The sequence below is a fragment of the Sulfodiicoccus acidiphilus genome (assembly GCF_003967175.1).
Lineage (GTDB): Archaea > Thermoproteota > Thermoprotei_A > Sulfolobales > Sulfolobaceae > Sulfodiicoccus > Sulfodiicoccus acidiphilus.
Genome location: NZ_AP018553.1, coordinates 1,700,490 through 1,727,191, shown reverse-complemented (window position 1 = coordinate 1,727,191; position 26,702 = coordinate 1,700,490). Strand labels below are relative to the sequence as shown.

Here is a 26,702-nt window from a genome sequence, read left to right as displayed (position 1 = left end):
TACGAGAAACGGCTTTCCTCTTTTCAGGAAAGCAGAGTTCACCCCTCACCTTGGGGTGGACTCAACTAAGTCCCCTCAGGGAAAGGCGAAGGACCGAAACTCGCCGAAAGGAGGGCGGGTCGCCTAACCCCCATCTGTCGCAGGCCATAGCGCGTCCCGGACCGCCTCCGCGAGTAGGTGGAGTCCTGGACCTTCGGTGGTCAAAGGCGAAGCACCCTACGCGTCGAGACGGGCTGTCGACGCTCGACCTCCGCGGTCTTCGTCCGAGTACCCTACATCCTTCCCGGGGAACCTGGGGAGTTCGAGAGCTGCTCGAGGTCGACGCAAACGTCCGTCCCCTCGAGGCAGAGCTTCGACTCCACGCCCAACATGGAGGCGTAGACCGCGAGGTTGGCCACGGCCATCGCCCTGTCGTGAAGCGCGACCCTGACCCCCTCCCTCTTCACTAGACCCAACCTCGCGTACCTGACCAGGGGGGACCCTCTCCAGAGCTCGAAGGCCCTTCGATCTCCAGTGAGGACTGTCGTCCCCTCCAACATGTACGGGTCGGCCCTGGGGACCACAGCGTCGCACTGACTGGACTCCGTGGGCAGGAAGCCGCTCCTCTCCCTCAGGGCCATGAAAGTCGTCAATACTATGGAGTGTTGAGGGAAGTCAGACGCCTTTACGAGGATCTCGTTGAGGGAGCACTGCGGCAGGAGCAGGTTCCTGACCTCGTAGGTGTGAACTCCCCAGTAGATCAGGTTGGTGTCAACGACGACCCTCTGGTCCACAGTCACCTCCCTGAGGGGGAGGGTCTTCCCCTCCACCTCCACCTTCAGTTCGTACGCCCCCGACAGTTCCACAGCTACGTCGTCCTTTAACACCTTCTTGGCCTGTCCAACTTCCACGTCCAGTTTAGTCGTGGACACCCTCGTTCCGCCGATCACCGCCTCCAACCACTTCTCTGTGCCTGACGTGGAGGTTCTTCTGTTCAGAGAAGCTACGGCGCGGGTGAGGGTCCTCACGTATTCGTTCCCGCTGTCGAACTCCAGGGTGGGGAGCTGGCCCCTGTAGAACTGGGTCTGGGGGTAGAGCTCGACGCCCTCCACTATCCTGGGGACGAAGGGGTAGTAGAGCCAGTGCCACGCCCCGAACGAGAAGAGGTAGTTGACGAGGACGAACTTCGGGTCGCTGTTGGAGAGCACCCCTAGGGAAGTCGCCACGACGTTGGACCCCGGGGAAGGAACGAGGTAAACCCTCTCGCAGTCCTGCGTCCTCTTACGCACCTCCTCCATGAGGTCCTTCACCTTGAACCCGGTGACGTTCAACTCCACCCACCTCACGTTCAACCTGTCGCGTAGTTCCCTCAGGCTCTCCACTACCCTCTTGGAGTGGTTAGAGTACAACACGAGGTACAGGCCGGGAGAGAAGAGCTCCCACGTCATCGTGACGGCCGAGTACGCGGCCGGGTGGAGGTAGTCGGACCTGTTCACAGGTACGACAGCGCACCTCACGGCCTCTCCCCCGCCAGCGCCCTCAACACGGCCTCCGCGGACTTGTACCTGAACTTCGTCAGTCGTCCATCCCTCCTCACCAACGTCACGTTCCTCTCAAGTCCCCCGTGGGCTATCAAGTTCCTCGAGTTTGGGGAACTGTCTGCCTCGGAACCGCCCTCGAGCAGCTCGCTCAAGGACTCCCACTCGCCTTTCAAGTCCATCCCCTTGACCCGATCTAGCTCGGACTTGATCAACTCCCTCGAGGTCACCTGGCCGTAGTCCTCAGCCTTCCGATTCAACTCCTCGTCGCTCATCTCCCCCTCCACCTCCGACTCCCCCGCCTTTTCCAGGGCCTTCAAGAACGCGTGAACGTAGGCCAACTCCTTGAAGAGTCCCTCGGCCCCTGCGTACTTCACCTTCGACTCGCCGGGTTCTCGAACTATCGCGATTTCCCTCACTCCCTCTAGCTTCCGTTCCAACCTCTCCAGGTTAGATCGGATTTCCCCCTCGAAGTGGGAGACAGAGAGGAAGAGGCCCGCCTCGACAGCGGTGACGAGCTTACTGAAGTTGTCCCTGAGGAACGGGTCGCTCCACTTCAGGAACCTACAGGGGTCCCCGGAGAGGACGTTCTCCGTCACCTCCTCCGTTATCCTAGAGAAGGCAGTCCTGGGCTTCACCTTGTAGGACGAGACGACCCTGAGTCCCACCGTCGCCCCCTCCTCCGGGTTGACGGCGGGGTCTGAGTTGATCGCTACGACCCTGACTCCCCCCACCCTAGCGACGGAGTAGACCCTAGCTGCCAGGTCGGCCGCATCCGTCAAGAGCGAGGGCTGGTAGTTCACCCCGTGGCTAAGGTCCACTATCAGCTCCAGCTCGCCCTCCAGCTCCTCGATTAACTTCCACGTCTCCCAGTAGGCCCTGAGGAAGTACAGGCCGGGCTCACCTTCGTAGGCGTGGTTTCCACCCTTCGTGTGGAAGGTCCCGACTCCCGGGAGACAGTAAGTCCTCACCCTCTTTACGTCCTTCAATTTCCCGAAGAGTTCGTTACAGGAGTCCTCCTCGGATCCGGACCTCTCGAAGACCGCCTCCCCTAACTCCCGGTCCAAGTCCTCCAGCTTTCGCCCCTCGGCCCGTTCCAGGAGATCGTACTCGTGGAGTAGGGTGGAGGAGAGGAACACGCCAACGAGCTCCGGGGACGAGAAGTAGTCGAGGGCTACCGAGGTCGACTTGGCGAGACAGGTGTCGTCCTTCACGTCGACGCACATGTGTTCCCTCTCCCTCCTCTTCCACTTCCCCGGGGGGTTTTCGAGCAGGGCGTACCTGACGCACCTCCAACCCTTCGGCAGACCCCACGTAGCCAACAGGACCCTCTTCGCTTCACTCAAGGTCAGTCACCCCGTCACAACACTCGCAGTGAGGACTTTCGTCCACAGTCCACTTCTTTTCGCCCTCCTTAAAGAAAGAGGCCGATCGTCTGCCTCCCCCCTTAGGTTGACCCTCGTACTTCGGTTCAGGGGTCTCTCTCCCATGAAAGACACATTTTTCTTTGTCTCCCTCCCCTTAATATATTTACGTTCGGCGTCAGAGGATTACCGTGACCCTACAAGGCGGAGGTCCCGAGGCCGTCCTCCTCGGAGAACCCCTCGATTTCCCACGGGTAATACAGTGTCTCGCATACGGGCCGAAGACCGACTAAAATGTCCTTGTTGGCACCTCACGTTGATCTGTCGAATTCTCCTCAGGGTCAGAGGAGAAACCCCAGAAACCTCCATCACGTGGAGTGCACTTTCGATTAGAAAACGCGGACCTCGAGAGTGACTGGCGCTGGACTCGGATGGTTTAGAGCAACCCACGTCCAACCCACTCTTCGCCCCCCTTATTTCCCTAACGGACAAAGGGAGTCAGTCGTCCGAGTGAACCCAAGGCAGGGGACACGCAAGGGGAAATCGGTGTAAGGAATTTTTATCAATAACTTCCCAAAATTCTGTGGGCTTTTCCTCTCATATAAAATATTTTTCGTCGTAATACCGCATAATATTCCCTTCGAGTTAAGAAGGGTCTTGGCTTAAGCTTAGTAAAAGATCGTTATCGGGCCGCACTCCTCTGAGCCCAATCCAACGAGTCTACATGGGAAACACTTACTCGATACCATAAGGTTGAGGGAGGAGGGTTACGAGAGGAGGGGCAAGGTGGACTTCGGGGATCTCTGCGGAGGAGTGTGTAGTGAGGGTCTAGGAAGAGTCTCCTCTTACCATCTACGAGAGGAGTGCCTGAGAGGAGGGAAAGGATGTAGCAATCGAAGCCGAAAAGGGAGGAGGGTGGGATGGTGCCGACTCTCCATCGACGTCGAGAAGCACTGCGGCACCCTCAGGAAGGACATCAGGGGAGTGAACAAGATTGGGAAGGACGCGCTAGTGTGGAGTGTTCTCATACGGTCATCTAATTCGACAATTGCCTGTAAAATCGGAATCTCTAATACACCGTACTTCCCTCAAGTACGCCTAGTTCAGGAGGTTTCCTCCATCGTAAACAGGTGGAGATAGACGAGGTTCGACAGGACTAGGTGTCAACCCTCCTCCTGCTCCCGTCGACTTGTTGTCCCCCAGCGAACCTAACCAAGTCTGACCTACAGGAGGAGTTGTAGCTCTCCGCGATGTAGGTGCATCCATCGCCGACGACGTAGTGGTCGAGGTTTGATGGACTGGGGGCGTCGGTGTAGTGGACCTACCTTGGGAAGAGATAGGGAAGGCGGGGGGTTTCGTAGTCCCTGTCTCCGGTGACGAAGAAGGGGATTCAGTGGACAAGGACGGTCCAAAACCCAGAGGTCCTCTCGTCCGGGACCGCGCCTGACTCGGACGTAAGTCCACCTCTCGTCGAGGACCACGAACTTTTCCTCGAAGTCCTTGAGTTGCCCCCGTAGGATCGACAGGTCAACGTATCACTTCAAGTCCTCTTGACCAAGTAGTGGTCGACGGCCTGCCCTCAACCTCGACTCGAGTTCGTCCTGTTCGAGTACTCCCTCAGGTCCTCTGCCCCCCACTCTTCCCGCGACTCTGGTCGTAAAAGGTCCTCTGGAAGTCCTTACACCTGTACTTGCCCTTCCCTCTGGACGGGTTCCTGACCAGAGTCGCGGGGATGGGGCTACGAGTTACAGTTGCGCATTTCACCTGAAAACGACTTTTCTCACACATCTAGTAGAAGTCTCACATTCGTGTGTCTCCCCTTGCTTCTAACACGTCCACACTCGTCCCCCGAAGTGATCGAGGCCGCAAACAACCTCGTCCTCAAGTTCGTGATGGGGAATAAGGGCACTTCGGCTTTATCAACCCAAGAACTTGACCCGTCTAGAGTATACTTTAAAAGTCCGTCGACGTTTTTCAAAGCGTGAAACTGACTGACGTGTTAAACAAGCTGAAGGAGTTCAACTGGGAGAATTGCGACCTACAATTTGCGATCCTTTTCGGTTCCCTGTCAAGGAAAGGGGAGGGAAACGACGTAGATGTTGCTGTGGAGTTCAAGAGGAGAATGAGGCTCGAGGATTATACGAGGTTGTGGGTCGATCTAACGGATTACCTGAACACTGAGAAGGTAGATCTAACTGTTATAAACGAGAGGACCGACTGTTACCTAATCCACGAGGTCTTCAGCGACAGTATAATACTTTACATGGAGGACTGGTGGAGGGTTCACAGGAGGGCCGTGGTCTGTGAGGACTTCTTAATTGACGCCAAGAAATTGAATACTGTGGAAAACGCGGCTAGAGCTTTGGTGAGAAAATGGCAGTCCTAGATAGGTTATTTAAGAACCTGGAAGACGTTACCTCTAAGCTCGACGAGATCGTGGAGAAGGGATATGACTTGGACGAGTGGAGGGATCAAATGGCGATTTTACACGGTTTACAAATACAGGCACGGGTCGTTCTCGATACCCTACAGAGACTTCTGTCTAACATGGGAATAAGCACGGAGGGATACAGAGATTCCGTGAGAAAGTTAAGGGAGAAAGGCGTGATCGGGGGCGACGAGGAGAGGTTCTTGAACGCAGTGGTGGGGTTTAGGAACATAGTGGTTCACGAGTACGGTGAACTCGATCTTGAAACTATAGAGGACATTCTGAGGAATAGGGGCTATCGGAGGCTGTTCGCCCTAGTTCTGGAAATCAAACAGAGGGCTAGGGAGTACTGGGACCCTTGAGGTCGCCACACGCGCTTGGATCGGGTTTGTTCTCGAGTAGTCACTTCGATAATATGAATATTTGGATGGTACGAAAATCATTCCCCAACGACGTGCACGTCAGAAGATCTAGAAACGAGGGGACGAAAGCGATCGAGTCGACGTTTCGGGGATGGAGGGACTTAACACAGAGACGAGCGGGGTCCCTTTTCCTCACCGAGTTTAGAAACCTCGGGTCTAGACTTTCCTCATAAAGGGAACTCCCTTAAGGGAGCTCACTTGAGGGAATACATTGATATTTAATATAATATTATAGAAATCTCCCGAATGAGAGGACCTCACGAGAACGCTTCCTGTTAGCGAAGGTAGCTCCGTGGTGGACGGGGTACTTCGACGCTAACGCTTTCTCTATTTGAGTGGAGAATCGTACAAAACGATGAGGGGGAGACGAGGAGGACTGGCTCAGCAACGCAAATTCGAGGTGGTTTAGAGGAAGGATGGCCATCCTGGGACGTCGATGAAATCCAACGGATCGCCCCAACACGCCCGTTGACTTCATCTCTGTAACGCGTCACCCAGAAACGGGGATTATTTTCGTACTTCCCCCAACAATCTCGTCGGTGCATGGAACTGGAGGCCATGTTACAACTCCCTATAATTAGTATGAACAACGCGACGTTAGTGATCCTCCATCAACGCGAAGGGGACATTTTTCCTTCGAAGACCCTCCTAAAATCTGACGCAATCTCCATTTTCGGTAATGATGTCGAATGGTAAAAACCTTGTCAGGCAATAGGATGTACACCGCTGCAATTTCAGCCAAACCCAGAAGTTTAGCTTCTCTTGTTACGGAACCCATAGTAGGCCCGATCGTGGCTGGAATACCCCATTCCTGTTCGCAGGTTCGGTTATTTGAAACTTCGGTTAGTTCAAATGCGACTCGGATACACAGGAGCAGCGAACGGGAACCTCAAGTCTAAGATGAGTTCCCTCCAGGCAACGGCGTCCCCGCGTCGAGGGGATCGTTATACGTATTTACTCCCTTGGTCCCTCTCGTTATAGAGGACCCGCTACACGGATCCCTTAGCAGTCGACTGCTCACCTCGGACGGCTACGTCCCTCAGGTTTGGGGAAATGAGCGCTAAGCTCTAGGTCGATGGGGTGACCCTGGTAGTAAGGCCTCCCTTAAGTCGCTCCGTACTCTTCTCTCATCACAATGGAAGGGATGAGCCTGCTTTTCGCAAAGTGAGAAAATACCTCTCGTAATACGATCGTCTGTGTTGAAAGGAGATCGAATCGGTTTCAAAAGGTTTCATTTAATAGAAACAAGAGTACAGGTGTTACTGAAAACTAGAAAAGTCTGGAAGGTAATTGCGAATGAACAAACTTTTAAACAGGGTCCCGTTACACGTCCAGCCGGGAGTACGCCGACGGAGTTAGAGAGGGGAACTCTGTGGCCGTTAAGGGGAGGAGGGTGGACGTGTGTTTCACGGCCGTCCAGGAGTACTGAGTCCCGACTGAGCGAGGGTGGCCGTTAGTCTAAGAGGCCCCCCGCGACCTTTACATCCACTCAACTCCTCCCACTCCCCTTGTCCCCCGTCGAACCGAGTGGTCCAGTAGGTCTCCTAGGGTCCTACTCCCTGGTTCGCCCACGGCTTAAAGGGATGTAGCTCTAGTTCGAAAGAGTACTCTCAGGCTAGTTTGGAGGATCCCCTAGCTGGGTCGCCCTGACGCTGGGTGGGAAGTCTCGCCCTGGCTTTAGAGAACTTACGCGTCCCGCCCTAAGTGATCCGTTTATACGTAGGGTACCCAGGAGAGCCGGTGACGTGAAGGGCGAGGAGGTCCTGGAGAGACCCTCACGTGAGCTTGCTCGATCGTCAAGACTTCGTAGTCTAGTTCGGGTACCACTTAGCTACCTCATTCCACGACCCACAATTCCGCACACCCCTCACGGTTTCCTCTGAACCCCTTCCGTGGCTGTTCGCGAACGACTTTCGCGACCTCACCGAAGCCCTAGGAAAGCTGGCCTCGGTGATCGCCATGATCCATGGATACGAGACCAACCCGAAAGAGATCTCCAATGCGAACGACTTCAAGAGGTTCAAGTTGGACGACGTTGGAACGGCCACTGGGGTCTTCGTCATTAAGAAGGACCTCTGCCCCTCCTTGGAGGAGGAGTTCTCAGGGACCCACTGAACGGGATAACGGGGTACAAGTACTCGGTGATAGTCGTGCCAAACTCTCTTCACGTGGCCCTCTCACCCGTGATCGGCGGGAAGGGGAAGGGAGTAATCAAGGAGGACCTCACCAAGGAGGAGATATCCACCGTGGCCTACCTGGCGTCGGGCCTGCAGCTCGAGGCCTACGACGTCGTGTCCAGGGTGGAGGAGCCGTTCCAGGACCTCCTGAGCGGGGCGAGGAGGTGGTTAAGGAGGGAGCACGTTGACCTAGACGTTCCAAACGAGGGGGAGGAGAGCGATCTCCACAGGAACCTCAAGGCCTTCGCCGTGAAGCATTTGATAGAGAAGGAGGGAATAGACCCCAAGGCGATCTTCGTCGAGGTTTACGTAGATCGGCTGAAACCCGACATAATCACCCCGAACCTCGCGGCCGACGCCAAGACGAGCATCGGAGTCCTTCCCAGCGACGAGGTCCTGGACGCGACAAAGTACAGCTCTATATCGAAGAGGATATGGGTAGTCCTGAGCCCGCTCCCTCTACTCCTGGAACTGGACGGCGTGACAGGGAGGGTTAGAGAGGCCCGAGAGAAAGGTATAGAGTTGGACGTCGTGGTATCCACAAAGGACGGCCTGTTGAAGCTACGAGAGTTCCTGGAGGAGGGGAGGAAATACTACGAGGGCCTGAAGGGGGGGGGCTGAGGGGGAAGTAGTGGCCGAAATTGGCGTTCGTCGACCAGTCCCCGACCCCACCAGGGTGCCAGGTACCTTAGTGTCGTCTCCAACCCTGGCACTGACCACTCTTCACCGGAAGGTAGCGAAGTAGGGCCACTTTTCCCTTAAAGGCGACACTCCTTTGTACTTTCTAGAGAAAATTGGTTCGTGAGAGCGGAGGACTCCAAGTCTGTCCCCCCCCCCCGAGGTAAGGGATACCCGAGGAGGAGCTGAAGCTCCCCCGAACCTCGTCGTGACGGGTGGGAAGACCTCCCTTCCACACTACGAGGAGGGAAATGGAGGGAGAACTGGCCGAGACGGACGAGGTCCTCTACCTGGTGCGCCTTAGGTCGAGGAGCCGGACGACGCTCTGTCGGCCCAGGGGACTTCCACACCCCCCTCAAGGTAGTCCCACGGAAACTCTTCACCCGAGGCTCAACTTCCTCCACTCCGGCCTCCTCAACGTTATCTCAGCCTCCTGCGACTCGCTCGCGTCCAGGACCGCCCAAGCTCCCCTGGACTTGCCCGACCCCAGCCCGGTCCCGACGTACGCCATGTACCTCAGGGTGTTCCTCCAGAGCTCCAGCGTGACGTCCTCCCTCCTCAACACCACCGTCACGTAGACGCTCCCCACCCTCACCCTCTCCTCCTGGAACAGGTTGCCCTCCGCTGCCCTGCCCGTGGACCTGTCCATTGAGACGTGAGAGGTGAGCGAGACCTCCAGCGGTCTCAGGACGCTGTCTGAGAAGGTAACAGCTCCCGCGAAGTACAGCGTTCCGTACGTAGCCTCGAGAGGGCACGTCCATTCCTCGGCTACCTTGGCCATCTCGCCTACGAACCTCTCCACCTTACTTCCCTCGGCCTGCCCCAAGGGGAAGGAGTGCCTCATCACGGCTCCCACTTCTCCCAGCCTCGAGAGGACTTCGTAGCTCACCCTCCTCCTCTCCTCCGCTGTGCGGGCGTCCTTCAGTTTCTTCCTAAGCGCTTCGAGGGCCTCCCTCACCTCGTCTCCGACTCCTGCGCCGTCGTGCACCGCCGAGGAATGCCCGTAGAGGTTCTCCGAGACCCTCCTGAACACGCCCTTCCACGTCGACGAGGGAACAACGTAGGTGCCGGACAGCTCGTCCCCGTACCTCAGCGCCCTGAGTAGGTTGCCCTCCGCGCCGGCGCCGACTCTAACCTCCTCTATAGAGAACTTGAGTCTGTACGCCCTCACTTCACCTCACCTCCCACCTTCCTCAACCAGGAACCCAAGTCGTCCACCCTGATCAGGAAGTTGAGTCCTGCCGGCCAGAGCTGTCTGTACTCTCCTAACTTCCTCAACCTCACTAGGGTCCCCTCCCTCAACACCTTGAACGACGGCCTCGTCCCTCCCAGGAGTGGAGTGTCGACGTCCTGCCCGAACGTGAACCACGACGAGTAGAGGTCCACCGCACCGTAGTACTCTCCCTCGAAGTAGGTCTTACCTAGGAACGAGGGGACGCACGGAGAGAGACAGTAGGCCAGGGAGCCCTCTCCAGGTTCCGGGTACTCTACTGTGGAAGTCGCCTCGACCCTGAAGCGAGTTCCCACCCTGTTCCTCCCCCTCCCTAGCCTCACCTCTAGTCCGTCAACCTCGAGGTCCCCCAAGTAAAGGGCCCAGAGCGGGCCAAGGTCCCTGAGTTCGTAGGCGAACAGCATCTCCCTGTGGGCCGCGCCGGACACCTTGCTGACCGAGACGTTCTGTTCGACCGTGGCCCTGCGGGGGCGGAAACGCTCGAACTTCCACTCGTCTCCCTCCTCTCCCCTCAGGGTCACGAGCGTGCCAACCCTGGGTGTTGCCTGGCTACCGTACTTCCGATCCAGCGAGCTCACTGGGTCTTCGCTGGAGGAAAGTACCCCCTTCTTCTCGACGAAGTCCTCCGTCTTCCTCCCCTTCGCCGGGAGGAGGACGTGGGCGGGGGCCGAAGACGTCGGGTACGCCGGAGCGACCGCCATCGACGCGGCCTCCCCCAACTCCTTTATCGAGCCTGCCTCTATGAGGGAGTTGATCAGGGCCCCCCTCAACGTGGTCGCGGGAACGTACTCCCTCCTCCACAGGTAGTAGTTCCCTATCCTCCTCGCGTTAACCAGGGAAAGTCCCCCTTCTATCCTGAGGAGCGAAGCCTTCATCCTCACACCTCCCACATCCACTCCTTCAACGCCTCCTGGAGCTCCGTCTCCTCGCCGTCGCACTTCACTGCCTGGCACAGGGGGACGAGGTTCCCTCCGTTCACCACCCCCTCCAGCCTCAAGTCCACGAGGGAGTTCCTCCCCACCCTCCAAGTCCTGAGAACCGCCATTGAGTAGAGGAGGAGCTTCCTCAGCCTCGCGTCCTGTGAGAGGAGGTCGACCTCGAACGTGAACTGGGTCCCTGGACTGTAGACCTCCTGGGTGAAGAGCTTCCCCTCCTCCGCCGTGCCCGATCCGTCGTCTATGCTGACCCTCGTGAGGGTGAACGTGGGTGCCTCCCCTCTCGTCAACCTCACCACGACCTTGGAACCCATCGATCCCGGGTACCCGAACAGCCTGCAGACGTCGCAAGGACCGTCGGAGTGGGCGATGCCCAAGTAAGTGGGCTCCACCTCGCCGCACGCCGTGAAGCCTCTGGCCAGTCCCTCCCTGACCGCCACGGTGGCGGCGGTCCTCATGACTCCCTTCAGAGAGGATGGAGGAAACCCGAGCTGGTTCATGGGGACATCGACGTGAGAGACTACGGCGGATCCCCCTAAAGTCAGGGAGCTCAAGTTCCTCACTGTGACTACGAACCTCACCGATTCCACCTCGAAGTACCCACCCTGATCGACTTGGCCAAGTGGAGGAGGTCCAGGAGTGGGTAGCTGAAGTCCTTTCCTTCCTGAGTCGACTTGAGGAATGCCCGCAGAACGTCGTCGTGTAGCCTCGCTACGTCCCTCGGGTCTCCCTCCCCTAGCCACTTCGCCTTCTCCTTGGCGCAGTAGGCCACGAACTCCCAGGGGAACTTCCCCCTCGGCCTCTCCCTCAAGTACATTCCCACCAAGTCCTCCAGGACCCTCACGGCCTGCATGAAGGACTCGACCTCCTCGCGGTCTCCGGAGTGGAGTCTCCTCAGGTGCGCCAGGTGGTCCCCGTCCCCCAGGAGCCAAGTGAGGGCCGCCTTCACCGAGTTGGAGGGTTCCGCTCCGCCCGACGTGGGGTTCTTGAGCCTCAGCACGGCCCGGTGTCCCTGCTCCTCCGACTTGAGGGTGGCCTCGGTGAGTAGGCCGCCGGACGCCACGGTGATCGCCAAGGTGTGGGAGCCAGATTGCTTGGCCTCCTCCATGAGGTGGTTGGCGGCCTGCATGGCGAACTGCACTGGGTGGTCCGGCTTAACGACCGCCAACCCTCCCTTGAACTTCACCCCAGAGAGCTCTCCCGCCCTCTCCTGGAAGGTCGAGGCGAACCAGGCGGAGATCACGCTGGGAAGGAACATCATTCCCTCGTCTCCTCCCAGGTAGAGGACCCCCGCCAAGGCCCTGGCGGCCATGAAGTCGTCCAACTTGGACAGGGTGTCGAGGAAGGCAGTCTTGACCGCGTAGTCGACCTTGAAGGAGAAGTCCACGAACATCCCCAGGGTGAACGCTCCCCTGAACAACGCACCTGCGTCGTTCCCGTCGAACTTGAACACGCCCACGTACTTGGAGGGGACCTCTGAGCCCTCCTCTTCACCCTGAAGAACCTCCCTCCCGTGTCCCGCTAGGAACTCCATCGCGTAACTCCCCTCCTTCAGGAGTTCGTCGTTAGAGGGGGAGATCTCCCTCCCGTCTATCAGGTAAGTGGGAGCTGCCCTGGCGGTGAAGCCCCTCTTCTTGGAGACCTCCCTCACCGTGGCGCACCTGGAGCACAGTCTGTCCCCCTCAACCGTCCTAACTGCTGGCCTCAGGCCGCAGCTCTCGCAGGTCGCGTGGAGTCCCGCCGAGAGGACGTCCTCCCTCCAACTCACCCTCAACTTCGCCTCCCTGAGCTGTGGGGCCAACCTCCGCCAAACTTCGTCGTATCCCACCACCTGGTACTTCGAGGACCCGACTATGAGCGGGGAATAGGCGACGGTCAGCTCAATGTCGAGGTTCCTGAGGATCTTCGAGTCCCTCACCTTCCCCACTTCGGTCGGGGAGAGCTCCGAGCTCACCACTAGCATCGAGTGCCCTCCGTAACCAGAGAGCATCGCCTCCATAGGCAAGTGGGCCCTGTCGTTGGTCTTCCTCCTAAGTTCCCTGTCGACCTCGATGAACGGCAGAGTGGACACGGCGAAGTCCACCAGGAAACTGGCGGCGGAGACGTCCCTCAGCGAAGGGAAGGACTCTATGAACCGCTGCACCCCAGGGAAGTCGAAGTAGTACAGGTAGGCCTTCGGGTCCTCGACTTCGACCGGAGGCAGCTGGGGGGCCTTGCGGACGCTCTGTTTCACGTTCCCACACTTCATCCAGGGCAGTCCACCCCTCCTGCACTCCATCTCCTCGAAGGCCCCTCTAGTGACCTCCTCGTACAGGCGCTCGTTCAATTTGCTCGAGAAACAGTCGAACCCCTCCTTCCCGTACTTGCCGTAGCACTCCTCCAGGGAAGGGTATTTCGAAGACACGAAGTACTTCACCTCGCTCGCCAGCCTGTCTGCGCTGGAGGCGACGTCGTCCGCCGCGTCTACGTAGTCCCCCCTCGTGTGGTGCTTCTCCGCGATTCCGAAGGCCTTCCTGAGCTCCTCCCTCAGCTCGGCGCTGACGTCGTGGGCCAGGACCTCGTCCAGGATCCTCTTCCCCTCCTTCACGTGGTCCTCGGGCGAGGTGACTTTCCCCACGTCGTGGAGGATCGAGGCCAACCTCAAGTAGGAGAGCTTGACCCCCCTGTCTATGCTCCACGCGAAGAGGGAGGTTAGGACCATGTGGGACGCCAGGGAACTCAGGTTGAGTCCAGGCCTCGTGTCCGCGGGACAGTGGAGTAGGAACTCGTAGATCTCCTGGACCTTGGGCCTCAGCGAGCGCACGTACTCCAGCAGGTTGGGGTCGAGGGACTCTAAGGCGTTCAACAGTTCATTCAAGTCCCCTTCGTCCAGCGCCCGGTTCACCTCGTCCAAGGGGGAGAAGTGCCTCCCTAGGGCGTAGGTCACAAGGTAGTCGAAGTTGTTAGAGACGAGTTCGGCCTCCTTCTTCGAGGCGGGACCCGCCCCCTTTATGGGCGCGTAGTTGAAGACCATCGGGGCCCTGTAGATCACGGCCACGGAGTCGGCAAGGGCCCCGACCTTGGCGTCCACCGTTCCACTCAACCCGTCCACCGCCTTCACCAGGTCGCGGACCACTTCGACTATCGCGTCCCTCACTCTCCTGGCCTTTTCCTCGTCCACCATCCTCACCTCCCCGCTCGGGTAGTCAAGCTTTCCCCTCGTATTTCACACCCCCGTAGATGTAAGCGAGCCTCTTCCCCCTCGCGTCCACTTCCAACGCGTCGCCCCACCTCGCGCTCAAGTCGAACAGGACGCCGGGAGGACATTCATCCCTCACCACGACGGAGAGGTCTGGGAAAACGCAGAGCCTCTTCACGGCATCCACTCCTCGTTCACCTCCACCAAGGAGAACTTCTTGACGAACTGGCCGAGGGGAGTGCAGGGGTCCTTCACGTCCGTGGAGAACTTCACCCTACCGAACTGCGGCACGTCGTACTTGAACCTCCCGAGCAGGATCGTCTTGGAGAACGGCCTCCCCTGGGAACACCTCACTCCCAGACCGTAGAGCACCATCCCGAGGTCTAGGGCGCTCCCCCAGAGGAGGACCTCCCCCCTGAACTTGGATCCCCTCTTCGCCACCTCGTAGCTCGACCCGTCCTCCTTGTTCGTGACGTTAACCACCTGTCCCGAGACGTAGTACGCGTCCGAGAAGGAGACCCTGCTCGCCAACCCCGGGCTCCCCATTAGGTCGCACACCGGACAGACGGCGTTCCCCTTGATCGCCCTCCCGCTCAGGTAGTTGTCGCTACCCCTGTTGGGGTCCGGCCTGAAGATCTGCCTGTACCTGGGGGATGACGAGACCCCCCTCTGGTTTCCCGTGACGTAGCAGGCGTCCTTGATCGACATCTCCAGCCTCGTCCTAACCGCCCCCTTCAACGTGCTCCCCGGGACTGTCAGCCTCCCGGCCACCCTCATGAAGGGGTTCCCCCTCACGAAGTGGTCGTCCAGGTCGGGCAGTTGCCCTCTTTCGAGGTACTGTCGAACCATGGCCTCCACGTCGTTCACCGGCTTGAGCAAGACTTCCCTCTTACCCTGCCCCACGTGCAGGTAATCCGAAACCACCTCCAGCTCCAACGAGAACCTGTACCAACTCCCGGAGTTCCTGGGAGTCCTGTCTAGGGTATGTTCACCTCGGGAACGGAAGCTTGACGTTAGAGAACACCTCCACTATGGGTTTGACCTTCTCGAAGAACTCGTCCCCCTTCCCTTCCACCGGGAGGGAGATCCTCACTTCCTTGTCTATCTCGTCGAGGGCCTCCAGCTTCCCCTCGCCGTGGGGGACCACGTCCAGCACGGCCTCCTGGAACGAGACGAAGCCGAAGCCCCTGCTCTTGTTCCCTCCCACCTGGAAGAGGTGGGTGTGGAGGCCGCGAGCGACCTCCAGGAGGTAACCCAGGGCGTAGTTGGGGAGGTTGGTTCCCGTGAGGGAGAAGTTGAAGTGCGCTCCGGGCTGAACGTACTCCAGCGAGACGAGCGCCTTCCCCAACGCAGCACCGTCCTCCCTGCTTATCGCCACCATGGGCCTGAAGTCGAAAGTCGCGTCGTCCGACACGGAGTCGGAGAAGGCGACCTGGGCGCTCACGGACTGCGTGCCGAATACCTTGCAGTTCAGGCAGGTGTGGTCCCAGAACAGCTTCAGGGCCTCCTCCACCTCACCTCTCCTAACTAACTCCTGGAAGTCCCTCCCCTTACGGTAGTTGGAGAGGCAATTGTCCCTCACCTGGCCAGCGCAAACCGTCAGGCCCCTCCCCCTCGCTATCCTCTCGCCAGACGACCTGAACACGCCCTTCCAGGAACTTCCTGGTATCACGGGCCTTCCCCTGGCGTCCTTCATGACTTCCTTCGGGGATCCCTTCTCTCCCGTGCCCACCGCTACGGGAGAGTCGGCCACCAGAGTCGCCGAGAACCTCACGGTCCTCCTCAACACGTCCTTCCTGGCCAGGACGTACTTGAGGTTCACGCCACCACCTCCAGTCCGCCTTCACTCCTCGCGAAGAGCTTCCCTCCCCTCACCTCGTAAATCCTCACTTTAGCGTCTGAGAGCCTCACGAAGCCCGCCCCGGTGCTCCTCCTCCCTCCTACGAAAAAGCCGTCCTTCAAGAGGCCCAAGACGTACTTGAACCCCTCCTCCACCTTCCGAGTCCACTCCTCCTGCCCGCCGAGGACGTTCTGCGCCGTCATCCTGAACCTGAACTTGCTCCCCGAGTCAACGTAGTCTAGGTTGTAGAGGTTTCCGGGCTGCTGTCCCCCGAACACCCTGTTTATGGTGACCCCGGTCCTAAGGACCACCCTCACGTCCCCTTCGGGGACGGCGTCCATGATGGACACCCTGGAAGCCAAGTCCTTGAAGCCGAACAGGATGCACGGGATGCAGTACTCTTCCTTGTTCCCCTTCTCGTCCTTAACACAGCTCTCCCCATCGTCCCTAACGTAGAGGACCTTCCTGAACTTGTCCGGCCAGTCGCTCCCCAGGACGTAGGCCTCCAGGCTGCTCCTCAACACTCCCTTCAGGCTGCTCCCAGGTATGTAGGGTCTCCCTCCCCGCGCGACTAGCGGGAAGTCGGTCCTGTCCTGGAAGCTCTGGGATCTCCCAGAACCCACCCTGAGGGGAGTCTCGTTCACCAGGTAGCCCTCCACCCTGAGGAGGTTCCTCATCGCGTTCAGGTCGTAGCAAGGGTGGTTCGAGTTCCTCGCCACTTCAGTGCATCCCCTGCTTCTGTGTTCCTCCCGTCCTCGGCTGGCCTAGGACGGCGCTCACCAGCGACTTGAGGTCGTTGACCTGCCCCTGGATCCTGAGTCCGTCGATGGCCTCGAAGCTCCACTTCGTGTACCCCAGTAGGCTGAGGACGGTTTGGACGGTGTCCCCTCCCTTTCCCTTGATCTCTTCGATCGCCCTAAGCAACTCCTTCGCCATCTCCTGGTTCAGTTCATCTCTCCCTGCCTGTCTGAGCACGTAGAGCTCCAGTTGCTCCACGCTCCTGGTGTTCTGAAGGAAGGTGAGCAGACCGTTTATCTGGGTCCTCTCGACCCTCCCCTGGTTGGCCAGGTTGGCTATCCTGGCTCCCCTGTCCAGAAGCCACTTCTCGTCTATAGAAGACACGAATTACTCACCTCTCTTTCCTTAATAACCCTTCATCTTCCCTCGACTTCCCCGATTCCTGGTAACACCTCACCTCGACTCTCCCGAACCCGTTCCTCCTCGACGAGCCCACTCCCCTCACGGCTGCAGCAGACAGTACCTCCGTTAGCCTCGGCACGTCGCGTAGGATCCTGTACCTGAGCTTCCCCAGCATTCCGACTACCTCCTTTCCCGCGTAGATCACTTTGACTGTGTAAAGTAACGATGGGTCCTCGATGATGAACCTTCTAAGCTCTTCCAGTTCGGCCTTGAGCTCGTCTCCCCTGCTCAGGGAGGTGACGTCCATGAGGGGAGCGGCCAGCACGACGTCGACGGAGTTGGTGAACCGCTTCAGCTTGACCTTGACGTAGGGGTCGAAGGGAAGGACGGGGGAGAGAGAAGAGAGCTCGAACCCCTTGGAGCACTCTACCCTGACGTCCTCCACCTTCACGTCCTCGATCCTCCACTTCGTGTTGAACGCGTGGAAGTCCTTCAACTCGGCGAGGAGCTTAATTAACCCTTCGGGAGAGCCTGAAATGTCCACAACGCAAGGCCCCGGACTCACCTCGACGGGAAGCGGATCCTTGGAGAGCCTGAAAAGGTACCTTCCGTCAACTCTGACTGGAGATACGAAGAACGAGGAGTCCCCCTTGGTTATGACCTTCCCCAACTTCGACGTCATAGGCGGCAGGACAACCCTGTTTTCCGGTCTGAGGGTTATGGAGGCTCTCAGCAAAGCGAAGACCTCCCCTCGTTCATTTCCTTCAACTGCTTCACGTCGTGAATGGCCTGAAGTACAATGGGTTCGAGCTTCGGAACCACAGGTTCCTTGACTACGGCCGTGTAAAGCTGCTTGGCTTCCCCCCTATCGTTCTGACGCTCGTAGGTCAACACGAGGAGCCTGGCCTCACACGTTTCCCCCTTCTTCTCCGCGATGTACTTGTATAGGAGGACCTGGAGCAACCCCCGTTTTATAATCTCGTGGAGGTCGGAAGATCCCTTTTTGACGTTCTTCGTCTTTATCTCCCCTACTTCCAATCTTCCGCTAGATACGATGAAGTCCGGTCTACCACGCACCTTTAAACCCTCGAGTTCCAACTCCAAGTGTCCCTGGGGTCTACGTAGGTTAAGTCTCTCAAGCAACCAGTCTTCTCCGGACCACGTGACATATTGATACCGTCCCCTCGTTGAAGTAACATCGTTGTCTGTAGGAGGTCGTTCAGAGGTAAGGTACTCGACCAGACTCGTTACAGAAACTTGGTTAACAGGACTCGAATCACGACGAATAGGAGAGAAAGACTTTAGTTCGACTGTGCCATCTATGAGTTGGATCTCACTCTCCACTTCAACAAAAAAAGAGCCTAACTTTACCTCAATTGGACGTATTCCTTTATAGGACATTTGTATTTCACCTGGGTCCCTTCAGGGACCCATAAATAGCTCAACTAGTTAGTTTATAAATTTTTCTGTCATAGACCTGCAGACTCCATCCCTCGTTTATACTCAAGTTAGCTCGAACCAAGTGTAGGACACTAAAGAACAACGGTTTAATCACGAAATTGATCCCGTCCGTTCTCCCGCCGTGGGCAACACCCAGGAGAACGTCCTGAATTATTTAATTTATTTCAAGTAAATTCGCGAACGTGAAATCGGTGGAGGTGTCGACTCCACGCTTACCCTAGACTTTAGATCTGGAGGAGGACCGTCGACGGGACAGCCGCCTCCTTCGGGGCCACCGAGGAAGTGAGGATCCATTCAACCGCCCCTTAAGGAACGAGAGAGAAGACGCCCTACCACCTCATTTAACACCCTTACCGCCTACGCAGCGAATTGTGTGTTCTTCGTGGCTCGCCGAGGAAGTACGTTTAAGTTTCCTGGGGGTATAACCTAAGGGTCTACGTTATGGTGGAGGAGACTAGGGCCAGGGAAGTTCGATGACTTAGAGTTGCTTCGTAAATTATTACTCTATCTGTATGAAATGGAATAGTATTACAATAGAAAGTAAAAAACGCTCATTGACGGCCGTGTCAGTAGACGGTGACACAGATGTCATATAAGGGGAACAGGTAGTTTCGCTTCCAATTCATAGAGGCTACTCAAGCTCATTGCTCCGGCTAATTAAGTGTTGCGATCACGTCAAGTCTTTCGTGGGCCGTCCAAACCCTGATATAGCACGGCCACCTAGGACCCGAATTTCCATCGTGAAGCCCTTCGGACGGAAAGGAGGCCTTAGATGAGCACTAAGGACCTCGCTTACACCTCTCGCTCCGACCGGACCCTCGACTCACCGATCTCCTTTCTCTGGAGCGTAATCTCCCAACGTGAGCCGAGCGAAACGAGGAAGTGGTTCACGGACAGAGGAACGACTTGGGAGGTCCACCGACCTCCGGTCCAGGGGGTGGAGGGTGACCGTCGCTCGGCGTCGAAAAGGGGGCTACAGTCAGTCCAACACTAACGAGTATTTGAATATAAGGGGGCTACACTCCCGTGAAAGGTGAGGCTTTCCTCCCCCTCAACCCCCACTTTCGGTAACATCGGCCCGAAGCACGAAGCCTCTAAGGAAGGGCTACAGCAGTTCCGGTACTTCTTCCACGTCGTTATAGCCTTTTCCGCTTCCTCCGAGGTGTTCGTTATCCTAGGCATTTCGACGGCGTCTCTAACGCCCCGATGACCCGAGAGGACTGAGAGTTTCGAAACTCTCTCCGAGTACTCCTTCGACTTGCCTTCCCTCCTCTCCACCTTCGTCGACCGCTCCCCGTCGTACTCGGGTATTTTCAGCGCCGTGAACCTGGAAACCGGTTCCCTCTTCAACTTCTCGATGTCGTCGGCTGCGTAAACGTTAAGTTCCTCGTGAACGTGTAGGTCGTGTTTGTCCTCAATATCCCCTGTTCCATCAAGGCCAGCAGTACGGACCGGTCCTGGGCGGTTTGTCTATCTCGTGGATCACGAGGTAGCCCGGTTCCACGGACTGCGTCGCTTCCGCCAACCCGACTTCCCTCGACTCTGCCCCATCGGTAAAACCGCGCCAGAGGAGAGAGAGTCTAACCCCGGGGCCCACTAGGAGTGTGGTGGGGGTTTTCTCCTGAGACCTAGCTTGAAGACGTCCTCAACGTCGCGGAGACCCAATATTACGTCGAAGAACTGGTTGGAGTCGACGTCCTTCGGCCGGGAGAGTTCGGGGGTTCACTCGCTTCTCCGTTGAAAATCCAACCCGGGCCTCGGCGTAGTTGACGTTCCCCAGTTCCAACAGAGTCCTCTCGTTAGACCCGAAGGTGATCTCCACCATTCCCTCGCCCACCAGCTCCGGCAGCGTGTAGGCAGGGACTCGGACTTCCCACCGCTCCCGAGATCCCTCGGGTCCTTCTCTTGGATTGGTGGTATATTCGGTATCTCCTCCCTCTCTTTGTCCGTCAAATCGAAGTTAAACACCGTAGATTCTCTGTCTCGGGAGTGCAGGTAAACGGTAGCTTCTCACGTTTCCGTGCGGGGAGAACTCGGAGAAGGCGTAGATGTAGACTCCTCGCTTCAAGAGGTTAGTCTCACGTGACAGTGTACGGAACGCAAACATTTCGACGAAAATATTGATATAGAGACAAGAATTATTCTAGGTATAAGGTTATGTCTGGATAACCTGTAAACCGTCCATCGCGAGACTCCGTTCCCCGAGATAATGATTCGAATTATAGATAGAAAAATGATAAAATATGAATATTTTTTGAAATATAAATTAAATTTTTTATGTTCCGGGCACTCTCACGTGAGCGCCTGGATAGGTCGTGGCACTCGACGTGGTCGTATCCTAGTTCACCTACACTTAGGTTTTGGAGTTGAGGCGAAACGGTCTACCCCCTTTCCAAAGAGGCATTCACCTTCGTCTTTCTTCAAGTGTCGCAGAGTTCAGGCGAAACTGGAATCCGCAATTTCCTCCTTTTTCCGACTCGACTTGCGTTGGACGGCTTCGCTCGACCAAGTCGTCCACCTTCAAGTTAGCCCGTCGATCCTCGGAGCTAACTCGTACCCGTTCTCTAGAGCTACTCTGTAAAAGTCGTCTACGTCGCGGTTGAGATTTCTTTGACATGTTCCTCGGAAAAACGTTGTAGTTCATTATCTCAAGGTGGCACGTCTATTTCCCTGAGTTTATCTCTGTAACGTCCACTAAGAGATCCTCGATCGCTTCGCTTGTGTTTATCTCTGTGTTCCGGTCTTCGAATTGAGATAAGTAGGCGACCGTCTATTCTTCACATTCGTTCTACAGGTTCGTTCCCCGAACATAAGGAAGTTCATCCACATCCTCGCGTAGCCTTCTACATTGGTTTTCGGCCAGCCTTCGGAAAGTAGAAGTCGAACCTTTCCGTTCACCAGGTATTGTCCCGTGACGAAAACGGGGTTTTAAAAGTAAAGTCTTTGTCGGCCGAAGTTTACCCTCCCACACCACCCTTTCGAACTCCCTACGTCCATTTTCAGGCCGGGCTTGACGAACCCCCGTTCCATCACCTCGTTGTGGGGGGGTTGGCGCAATGTAGGTTTTGCGACCCTTTGGCTCAGCTGTCCATATCAATTAAGGTTGTCAACCCTCGTTCGAACTCCCGGAACTTCTTCTACCTCGTAGCGACGGCCGGAAAATCGCCCGGCCCACACGTGCCTGACGTGAAGATCGGTGACGCCGTAGCGACGTTCTTTCAATTCCTTTTGAGATGCTCCTTCGCAGGGGTTTCTAGCGACGCAGTGAAGGTCCTACGCTTTCAATTCCTTCTGGGACGCCTCAGGAAGACACCGTCCTCGGCAGGGGTGCTGAAGGAGGCGCCTTTCAATTCCTTCTAGTGTGCTTCGCCCTCAACTCACACGAAGGAGCCACAACGTTGAACCTCTCTTTCAATTCGTTCTAGTATGCTTCTCGTCATCGGGGCCTTCTCCCGTCCCTCTCTATTTCAATTCCCCTTAGGATGATTCGGGGTAGCGGTGTTGGATTACTACCACCACTTCAGGGGGTACTCCCAAATAGTCGGAGCGATGGGGGAGTTCGTCTTCAGCCTAATGGACAGTGAGAGGCGTGGTTCGGCCTCCCTCGGCCCACTCCCTGCTCAAGCTGGAGCACCGGGGGGTTTTCAAGGTCGGGCTGGTCAGAGCCCTACGGGGTGTTTTCCTGTGGGAAGCGGGAGATTTTCGGCCACTACGAGGACTACTGAGGTGGATCCGCAAGGCGAGGCTCCAGTCTACTCGAAGGGAAGTCCCAGACGCACTTGGACGTCGTGTCTGGAGAGCACACGGAAGACGCGTCAGGCCTCTCGGGGTGACTTCCCTAGGTTCAGCTACCACACCTCGTAGGAGAGGGAGGTCCCTTGAACTTCGTTTACTCCCCCACTAGGTACATTTTCCTACCCCTTGTAGTAGGCCTAGGGGGACAGTTCGCTTCCCTACGCCGCGGAGGGACCTTATCGGACACACCTCCGAGGGTTGTCCCTAACTCCCCCTAGGTCGAAACCCTGTCCTCCTATCCCCCAGCTCACCCTAGGCGTACAATGCCGATAGCCTCGCGTTAGCGAAGACCGAGGCCAAACTCAACACCATGACGACCATCGCGAGCATCCCACTCAACGTCCCCAACACGGCCAAGGGGATCCCCACCGCGTTGTACAGGAGCGCTAAAGCCACGTTCGACGGTACGGCCTTGCTCAACGTGCCCCTCCTTTCGAGTATCGACAGGAGGCCCTTAAGGTCGTTGTTCAGTAGCACGATGTGGGCCGCGTTCTTCGAGAGATCGACGGCGTTTCCCATGGCAACGGATACGTCGGCTAGGGCTAAGGCCGCTGCGTCGTTCACGCCGTCCCCGAGCATCGCGACGCCGCCCCTCCCCTTCAGCTCCTTTATCACTTCCACCTTACGCTCAGGGGACGTCTCGGCGTAGTACTCCCGGATACCCAGCCTCTCCGCCAACGCCCTGACCCTGTCTCCCCTATCTCCGCTCAGCACTACGACTCGCATCCCCATGGCCCTTAACCTCGCCACGAACTCCGCGGCGTCCCTCCTCAAGTCGTCCTCTACGTCGAATCGACCCACCAGTTCCCCATCAACGCAAACAGCGACGTTACCGTCGAGGGTGGGAGAGTCCTCGCAGACAGTTGCCCCAGGCCTGCCCACGAAAACCTCACGGCCTCCCACCTCCCCCACGACGCCCTTCCCCTGGAGTTCCCTGAAGTTGGCCACCTCGAGGGGTTCAACCCCCTTCCCCTCGGCGTACCGCGTTATGGCCCTAGCGATGGGCGGAGAACCTCTCCAAGGAGTACGCGTAAACTAATGCCCTGTCTTCACCGTGAAAACCCCTCACCACGGGCTGCCCGTAGGTGATGGTTCCGGTCTTATCCAAGACCACCGTCCTCACTTCGCCGAGCCTCTCCAGCGCCCCGACGTCCCTCAGGATCACCCCTGTTCTCAGGTACCTCTCGAACAGCGAGAGCCCCATTGCCGGGGAGGAGAACCCTATAGCGCACGGGTACCCTATAACCGATACCAGGAGTGCGCTCACCACTCCTCGGAATAGGTAGGCGAACGGGTCGCCCCCCGTAAACGCCCCGTACGCGCCCCAGCCCAGGAGGGTCAGGAGGGAAACTGAGAGAACTAGTGGAACCCACACCCTGTCCACGATCCTCTCGAAGAACGTCGAAACAGGTGATTTGCTTCGCTTGGCTTCGTCCACAATCCCTAAAATCCTAGACAGGAAACTGCCGGAGTAGTCCGTCGTGACTCTCACCACTAAGTGTCCACTGCCGTTGGTCGAACCTCCGATCACGGCGTCCCCCGTCCTCTTCAAAACGGGCTCGGATTCCCCCGTTATGACGGCCTCGGACACCTCGGACTCACCGCCGATCACCACTCCGTCCAGGGGGACCTTCTCGCCAGGCTTAACCATTACCACATCCCCTTCCCTTAGTCCGGTGACCGGCACGTCCTCCCCGCTAGCTAAGTGAGCGACGGGAGGCCTCAACTCGACGACCTTCGACAGGGACTGCTCCACCCTATACCTCAGGTAAGCCCCCATCCACCCCGCCGTCAAGTGGAGGGAGGTGAGCAGGGCAGAGATCGACAGGAACTCCCTGAGGCCAGGGTACAGGAGACCCAAGAGACCTAGGACGTACGCCGAGATCCCGGATACCCCGTAGAGTACGTGCTCGTTCAGGATTCCCCTCCGCAGGGCGTTCAGCGCGCCCCTGTGAATGGGAAATGCGATGTAGAACAGGGAAATCGACACCACCGCCACGTTGATGTAAAAGGAGTAAGCCGGCAGCGCGTAGGCCTTCACCATCATGGGCAGAGTCAGCAGCAGCGAGATCGAGGTGAGGACCCAGCTCCACAGGGACCTCCTCCTGGAGTCCCTCAGCAAGTGAGTGGAATCCCTTTTCCCCTCGAAAACGTAATACCCGAGCCCCTCCAACTCCCTCCTTAAGACCTCAGGGGGTACCGAAGGGCTGTGCCTCACGAAAACCTCCCCGGTTTCCAGGGAAACCTTCGCCGATTTGACCCCGTTGACCTTCGCCAACCCCCTCTCTATAGTGGAGGCGCAGAAGGCGCACGCCATTCCCCCGACGTAAAGCCGCGTTATCCTAATACCCTCATCCTCCGACGTCTCTTCCCTTCTCGATGCTCCCGTTTCCGATTCGCCCCGAGGAGAACGTAACTAATTAATAAGGATATAAACTACAAAGTATATAGCAAGTAACATGGTTAAGGGCAGTAAAGTCGCTAAGCAGTCCTGTCCTCTAGTCAGCACGGTGAACGTAATCTCCAGGAAGTGGTTCCTGTTGACCCTCAACGTAATAGGTAACGGGAGGGGAGTCGGTTTCAATGAGTTGTTGAAAGCGATCGATGGGATCAGGCCAAAGGCGCTTTCCGACGTCTTGAAACAAACGGAGAGCATGGGCCTAGTGAAGAGGGTCGTAGTGGGTAACTCGCCCCCAGGGTTAGTTACTCCCTAACTAGTGAGGGGAGGAAACTGAGGAAGTCCGTCGTCCCGTTATTCAAGTGGGCGTCTAGGTACACGGGACACAGCGACTGCCCCATACTTAACTCGGCCCAAGTAAGTAAAGGGCGAGTAAGTTTAGGTCTTAATAAGTCGTGAGTTATAGCAAACTACATGAAGTCGTTAGTAATTGAGGTCAAAGGTATGGAATGTGAGGGGTGTAGGATCAACGTGACCAAGGCTCTGAGCGGGGTGAAGGGAGTTTGGGAAGTGAAGGTGGACCTCAAGGGAGGGCTAGCCTACGCGAAGGTCGATGAGGGCCTGGACCTGGGGAAAGTGGAGAGGGAAATAAGGAGGAGGATTGTCGACGCAGGCTACTTATGTGGAGAGATAAGGGAAAAGTGAAACTCGACATCGTCGTTACGAAGTTCTTTCAATTCCTTTTAGGACGCTTCGCCTTTCCTGTACGAAAAAATACCGCCCCAGGTCACATCTTTCAATTCCTTCTAGGATGCTTCTAAAATATGTTAGGAGTGGTATACACAACCTCCCCCTTTACTTTCAATTCCTTCTAGGATGCTTCCCGATCCCTCGAAGAAAATCACCCAAGACGAAGTGGCAGCTTTCAATTCCTTCTAGGATGCTTCCCCTCCACGTCGCGTTTGTACTGAAACACCAGAGGTACTCTTTCAATTCCTTCTAGGATGCTTCCATAAAGCTTCCTAATGGGGACATAGTTCGAATCAATAACTTTCAATTCCTTCTAGGATGCTTCGGCCTTTACTCCCTGTACGGGTACAAGGACGCGCGCCTTTCAATTCCTTCTAGGATGCTTCAAAATCAAGGCGAAGAACGTCAGCGTCACTTTCATAACACTTTCAATTCCTTCTAGGATGCTTCATCTCTTGAGAGTACCCCATAGCCCGCACCAACTTGACCAACTTTCAATTCCTTCTAGGATGCTTCACAGTCTGGGCGGGCAGAGTGTGACCAGACCTCCTGGCTTTCAATTCCTTCTAGGATGCTTCCACAAAATACGAAGTTAGAATGACAGACAGAATTTGGTACTTTCAATTCCTTCTAGGATGCTTCAGACAATGACATCGAATGGGAGGTCGACGACCCCCCACCCTTTCAATTCCTTCTAGGATGCTTCGGTGAGGGGGCACAATATGTGCAACCCCTCGCCTACCTTTCAATTCCTTCTAGGATGCTTCATGTCTAGTACTGGCTTTTCGTAATTGTTAACCCCTTTCAATTCCTTCTAGGATGCTTCTGCGATGGAGCAATGAAGAGAAACTATGGTATGTGGCCTACTTTCAATTCCTTCTAGGATGCTTCATGGAGTCACCGCTCTTCGTCTCCGGCATCCGCGAGATCCTTTCAATTCCTTCTAGGATGCTTCATAAGGTGGTCGAAGGAAGAGAAACTATGGTACGTTAGTTGCTTTCAATTCCTTCTAGGATGCTTCACGCTAGAAAAACTCAGCAGTATTCTTGATAAGAGTCATGTCTTTCAATTCCTTCTAGGATGCTTCGGAGATGGTGGTTGGCGCTGTCGTAGGACTGGAGTACGGGTTCTTTCAATTCCTTCTAGGATGCTTCAACAGGAATAGGGTTCGTTGCGGAGTTTACTACTTCAACCCTTTCAATTCCTTCTAGGATGCTTCCACTCGGAGTGAAGGGGAGAATGATGGAGCCTAATATATCTTTCAATTCCTTCTAGGATGCTTCTCATCGCTCTAACGACACGACCCGGGTGTTTAATAGCCTTTCTTTCAATTCCTTCTAGGATGCTTCACTTCGAACACTAAAGGAACAGAAAGAACAGAAAGATCC

22 protein-coding genes, 1 pseudogene and 1 CRISPR repeat array (1 of these 24 only partly in view) are annotated in these 26,702 nt (G+C 56.7%); of the genes and pseudogenes, 7 read left to right on the top strand and 16 right to left on the bottom strand.

The window, feature by feature from the left end; translation table 11 throughout:
- Positions 1 to 272: 272 nt before the first annotated feature.
- On the bottom strand, positions 273 to 1,496 hold the full coding sequence (locus HS1genome_RS08845; RefSeq protein ID WP_126450550.1) for a hypothetical protein: 1,224 nt from the start codon (positions 1,494 to 1,496) through the stop codon (positions 273 to 275).
- Complete coding sequence (gene csx1, locus HS1genome_RS08840; protein ID WP_158613769.1) at positions 1,493 to 2,863, bottom strand: CRISPR-associated CARF protein Csx1; 1,371 nt, start codon at positions 2,861 to 2,863, stop codon at positions 1,493 to 1,495. The genes HS1genome_RS08845 and csx1 overlap by 4 nt, the downstream gene beginning before the upstream one ends.
- 1,999 nt (positions 2,864 to 4,862) lie before the next feature.
- Here csx1 and HS1genome_RS08835 point away from each other — a divergent pair.
- The 4 genes from HS1genome_RS08835 to HS1genome_RS08825 all read left to right on the top strand — a co-directional run bounded on the left by HS1genome_RS08835 (position 4,863) and on the right by HS1genome_RS08825 (position 8,529).
- Positions 4,863 to 5,267: a nucleotidyltransferase domain-containing protein gene (locus HS1genome_RS08835; RefSeq protein ID WP_126450546.1), complete on the top strand. Its 405-nt coding sequence runs from the start codon at positions 4,863 to 4,865 to the stop codon at positions 5,265 to 5,267.
- Positions 5,255 to 5,671 carry a type VII toxin-antitoxin system HepT family RNase toxin gene (hepT, locus tag HS1genome_RS08830; protein ID WP_126450544.1) on the top strand — a complete coding sequence of 139 codons (417 nt, stop codon included), beginning with the start codon at positions 5,255 to 5,257 and terminating at the stop codon, positions 5,669 to 5,671. The genes HS1genome_RS08835 and hepT overlap by 13 nt, the downstream gene beginning before the upstream one ends.
- A 2,010-nt stretch (positions 5,672 to 7,681) precedes the next feature.
- A complete protein-coding gene (locus HS1genome_RS12085; protein ID WP_158613768.1) occupies positions 7,682 to 7,846 on the top strand; it encodes a hypothetical protein in 165 nt (54 codons plus the stop codon).
- A gap of 26 nt (positions 7,847 to 7,872) precedes the next feature.
- Positions 7,873 to 8,529 (top strand): hypothetical protein, encoded by a 657-nt coding sequence (locus tag HS1genome_RS08825; RefSeq protein WP_126450542.1) that lies wholly within the window; start codon positions 7,873 to 7,875, stop codon positions 8,527 to 8,529.
- 436 nt (positions 8,530 to 8,965) lie between these two features.
- On the opposite strand, the gene HS1genome_RS08820 is transcribed toward HS1genome_RS08825, so the two are convergent.
- From HS1genome_RS08820 to HS1genome_RS08765, 12 genes are all read right to left on the bottom strand, one after another.
- Entirely contained in the window at positions 8,966 to 9,757 is a 792-nt protein-coding gene (locus HS1genome_RS08820; RefSeq protein ID WP_126450540.1) for an RAMP superfamily CRISPR-associated protein, read from the bottom strand.
- Positions 9,754 to 10,692 carry a hypothetical protein gene (locus HS1genome_RS08815; protein ID WP_126450539.1) on the bottom strand — a complete coding sequence of 313 codons (939 nt, stop codon included), beginning with the start codon at positions 10,690 to 10,692 and terminating at the stop codon, positions 9,754 to 9,756. The genes HS1genome_RS08820 and HS1genome_RS08815 overlap by 4 nt, the downstream gene beginning before the upstream one ends.
- A gap of 2 nt (positions 10,693 to 10,694) precedes the next feature.
- Positions 10,695 to 11,333 carry an RAMP superfamily CRISPR-associated protein gene (locus tag HS1genome_RS08810; protein ID WP_126450537.1) on the bottom strand — a complete coding sequence of 213 codons (639 nt, stop codon included), beginning with the start codon at positions 11,331 to 11,333 and terminating at the stop codon, positions 10,695 to 10,697.
- A complete protein-coding gene (locus HS1genome_RS08805) occupies positions 11,330 to 13,912 on the bottom strand; it encodes an HD domain-containing protein (protein ID WP_158613767.1) in 2,583 nt (860 codons plus the stop codon). The genes HS1genome_RS08810 and HS1genome_RS08805 overlap by 4 nt, the downstream gene beginning before the upstream one ends.
- A gap of 25 nt (positions 13,913 to 13,937) precedes the next feature.
- Positions 13,938 to 14,117: a hypothetical protein gene (locus HS1genome_RS08800; protein ID WP_126450533.1), complete on the bottom strand. Its 180-nt coding sequence runs from the start codon at positions 14,115 to 14,117 to the stop codon at positions 13,938 to 13,940.
- Complete coding sequence (locus HS1genome_RS08795; RefSeq protein WP_126450532.1) at positions 14,105 to 14,866, bottom strand: RAMP superfamily CRISPR-associated protein; 762 nt, start codon at positions 14,864 to 14,866, stop codon at positions 14,105 to 14,107. Before HS1genome_RS08795 ends, HS1genome_RS08800 begins: the two co-directional genes overlap by 13 nt.
- Before the next feature lie 52 nt (positions 14,867 to 14,918).
- Positions 14,919 to 15,752, bottom strand: a complete 834-nt coding sequence (gene csx7, locus HS1genome_RS08790; RefSeq protein WP_179950420.1) for a type III CRISPR-associated RAMP protein Csx7 — start codon at positions 15,750 to 15,752, stop codon at positions 14,919 to 14,921.
- Entirely contained in the window at positions 15,749 to 16,489 is a 741-nt protein-coding gene (gene csx7, locus HS1genome_RS08785; RefSeq protein WP_229768245.1) for a type III CRISPR-associated RAMP protein Csx7, read from the bottom strand. The genes csx7 (HS1genome_RS08790) and csx7 (HS1genome_RS08785) overlap by 4 nt, the downstream gene beginning before the upstream one ends.
- A 1-nt stretch (position 16,490) precedes the next feature.
- Positions 16,491 to 16,892, bottom strand: a complete 402-nt coding sequence (locus tag HS1genome_RS08780) for a hypothetical protein (protein WP_126450530.1) — start codon at positions 16,890 to 16,892, stop codon at positions 16,491 to 16,493.
- 7 nt (positions 16,893 to 16,899) lie between these two features.
- Positions 16,900 to 17,646: a hypothetical protein gene (locus HS1genome_RS08775; protein WP_126450528.1), complete on the bottom strand. Its 747-nt coding sequence runs from the start codon at positions 17,644 to 17,646 to the stop codon at positions 16,900 to 16,902.
- Positions 17,640 to 18,311 carry a PD-(D/E)XK nuclease family protein gene (locus HS1genome_RS13350; RefSeq protein WP_373286790.1) on the bottom strand — a complete coding sequence of 224 codons (672 nt, stop codon included), beginning with the start codon at positions 18,309 to 18,311 and terminating at the stop codon, positions 17,640 to 17,642. Before HS1genome_RS13350 ends, HS1genome_RS08775 begins: the two co-directional genes overlap by 7 nt.
- 1,050 nt (positions 18,312 to 19,361) lie before the next feature.
- The gene (locus HS1genome_RS08765) at positions 19,362 to 19,721 is read right to left on the bottom strand and encodes a hypothetical protein (protein ID WP_126450524.1); all 360 of its coding nucleotides are present in this window, start codon (positions 19,719 to 19,721) and stop codon (positions 19,362 to 19,364) included.
- 1,725 nt (positions 19,722 to 21,446) lie between these two features.
- Here HS1genome_RS08765 and HS1genome_RS08760 point away from each other — a divergent pair.
- Complete coding sequence (locus tag HS1genome_RS08760) at positions 21,447 to 21,731, top strand: hypothetical protein (RefSeq protein WP_126450522.1); 285 nt, start codon at positions 21,447 to 21,449, stop codon at positions 21,729 to 21,731.
- A 687-nt stretch (positions 21,732 to 22,418) separates the two neighbouring features.
- Here HS1genome_RS08760 and HS1genome_RS12780 read toward each other — a convergent pair.
- Together HS1genome_RS12780 and HS1genome_RS12775 are read right to left on the bottom strand one after the other, a co-directional pair.
- Positions 22,419 to 23,114: an HAD-IC family P-type ATPase gene (locus tag HS1genome_RS12780; RefSeq protein WP_229768244.1), complete on the bottom strand. Its 696-nt coding sequence runs from the start codon at positions 23,112 to 23,114 to the stop codon at positions 22,419 to 22,421.
- Positions 23,115 to 23,160: 46 nt separating this feature from the next.
- Positions 23,161 to 24,483, bottom strand: a complete 1,323-nt coding sequence (locus HS1genome_RS12775; protein ID WP_229768243.1) for a heavy metal translocating P-type ATPase — start codon at positions 24,481 to 24,483, stop codon at positions 23,161 to 23,163.
- A 142-nt stretch (positions 24,484 to 24,625) separates the two neighbouring features.
- On the opposite strand from HS1genome_RS12775, the pseudogene HS1genome_RS13345 reads away from it, so the two are divergent.
- Together HS1genome_RS13345 and HS1genome_RS08745 are read left to right on the top strand one after the other, a co-directional pair.
- Positions 24,626 to 25,023, top strand: a pseudogene (locus HS1genome_RS13345) (winged helix-turn-helix transcriptional regulator).
- Positions 25,024 to 25,038: 15 nt separating this feature from the next.
- Positions 25,039 to 25,269 (top strand): heavy-metal-associated domain-containing protein, encoded by a 231-nt coding sequence (locus tag HS1genome_RS08745; RefSeq protein ID WP_126450520.1) that lies wholly within the window; start codon positions 25,039 to 25,041, stop codon positions 25,267 to 25,269.
- Positions 25,270 to 25,294: 25 nt separating this feature from the next.
- Positions 25,295 to 26,702: direct repeats of the CRISPR family, unit length 25 nt; unit sequence CTTTCAATTCCTTCTAGGATGCTTC; it runs 11,878 nt beyond the window's last position.

What these genes read in the sequence shown, in the direction of transcription:
- hepT (WP_126450544.1), top strand. Translation starts at nt 5,255, where the DNA reads ATGGCAGTCCTAGATAGGTTATTTAAGAACCTGGAAGACGTTACCTCT.
- HS1genome_RS08815 (WP_126450539.1), bottom strand. Translation starts at nt 10,692, where the DNA reads ATGAAGGCTTCGCTCCTCAGGATAGAAGGGGGACTTTCCCTGGTTAAC.
- HS1genome_RS13350 (WP_373286790.1), bottom strand. Translation starts at nt 18,311, where the DNA reads ATGTCCTATAAAGGAATACGTCCAATTGAGGTAAAGTTAGGCTCTTTT.
- HS1genome_RS12775 (WP_229768243.1), bottom strand. Translation starts at nt 24,483, where the DNA reads ATGGCGTGCGCCTTCTGCGCCTCCACTATAGAGAGGGGGTTGGCGAAG.
- HS1genome_RS08745 (WP_126450520.1), top strand. Translation starts at nt 25,039, where the DNA reads ATGAAGTCGTTAGTAATTGAGGTCAAAGGTATGGAATGTGAGGGGTGT.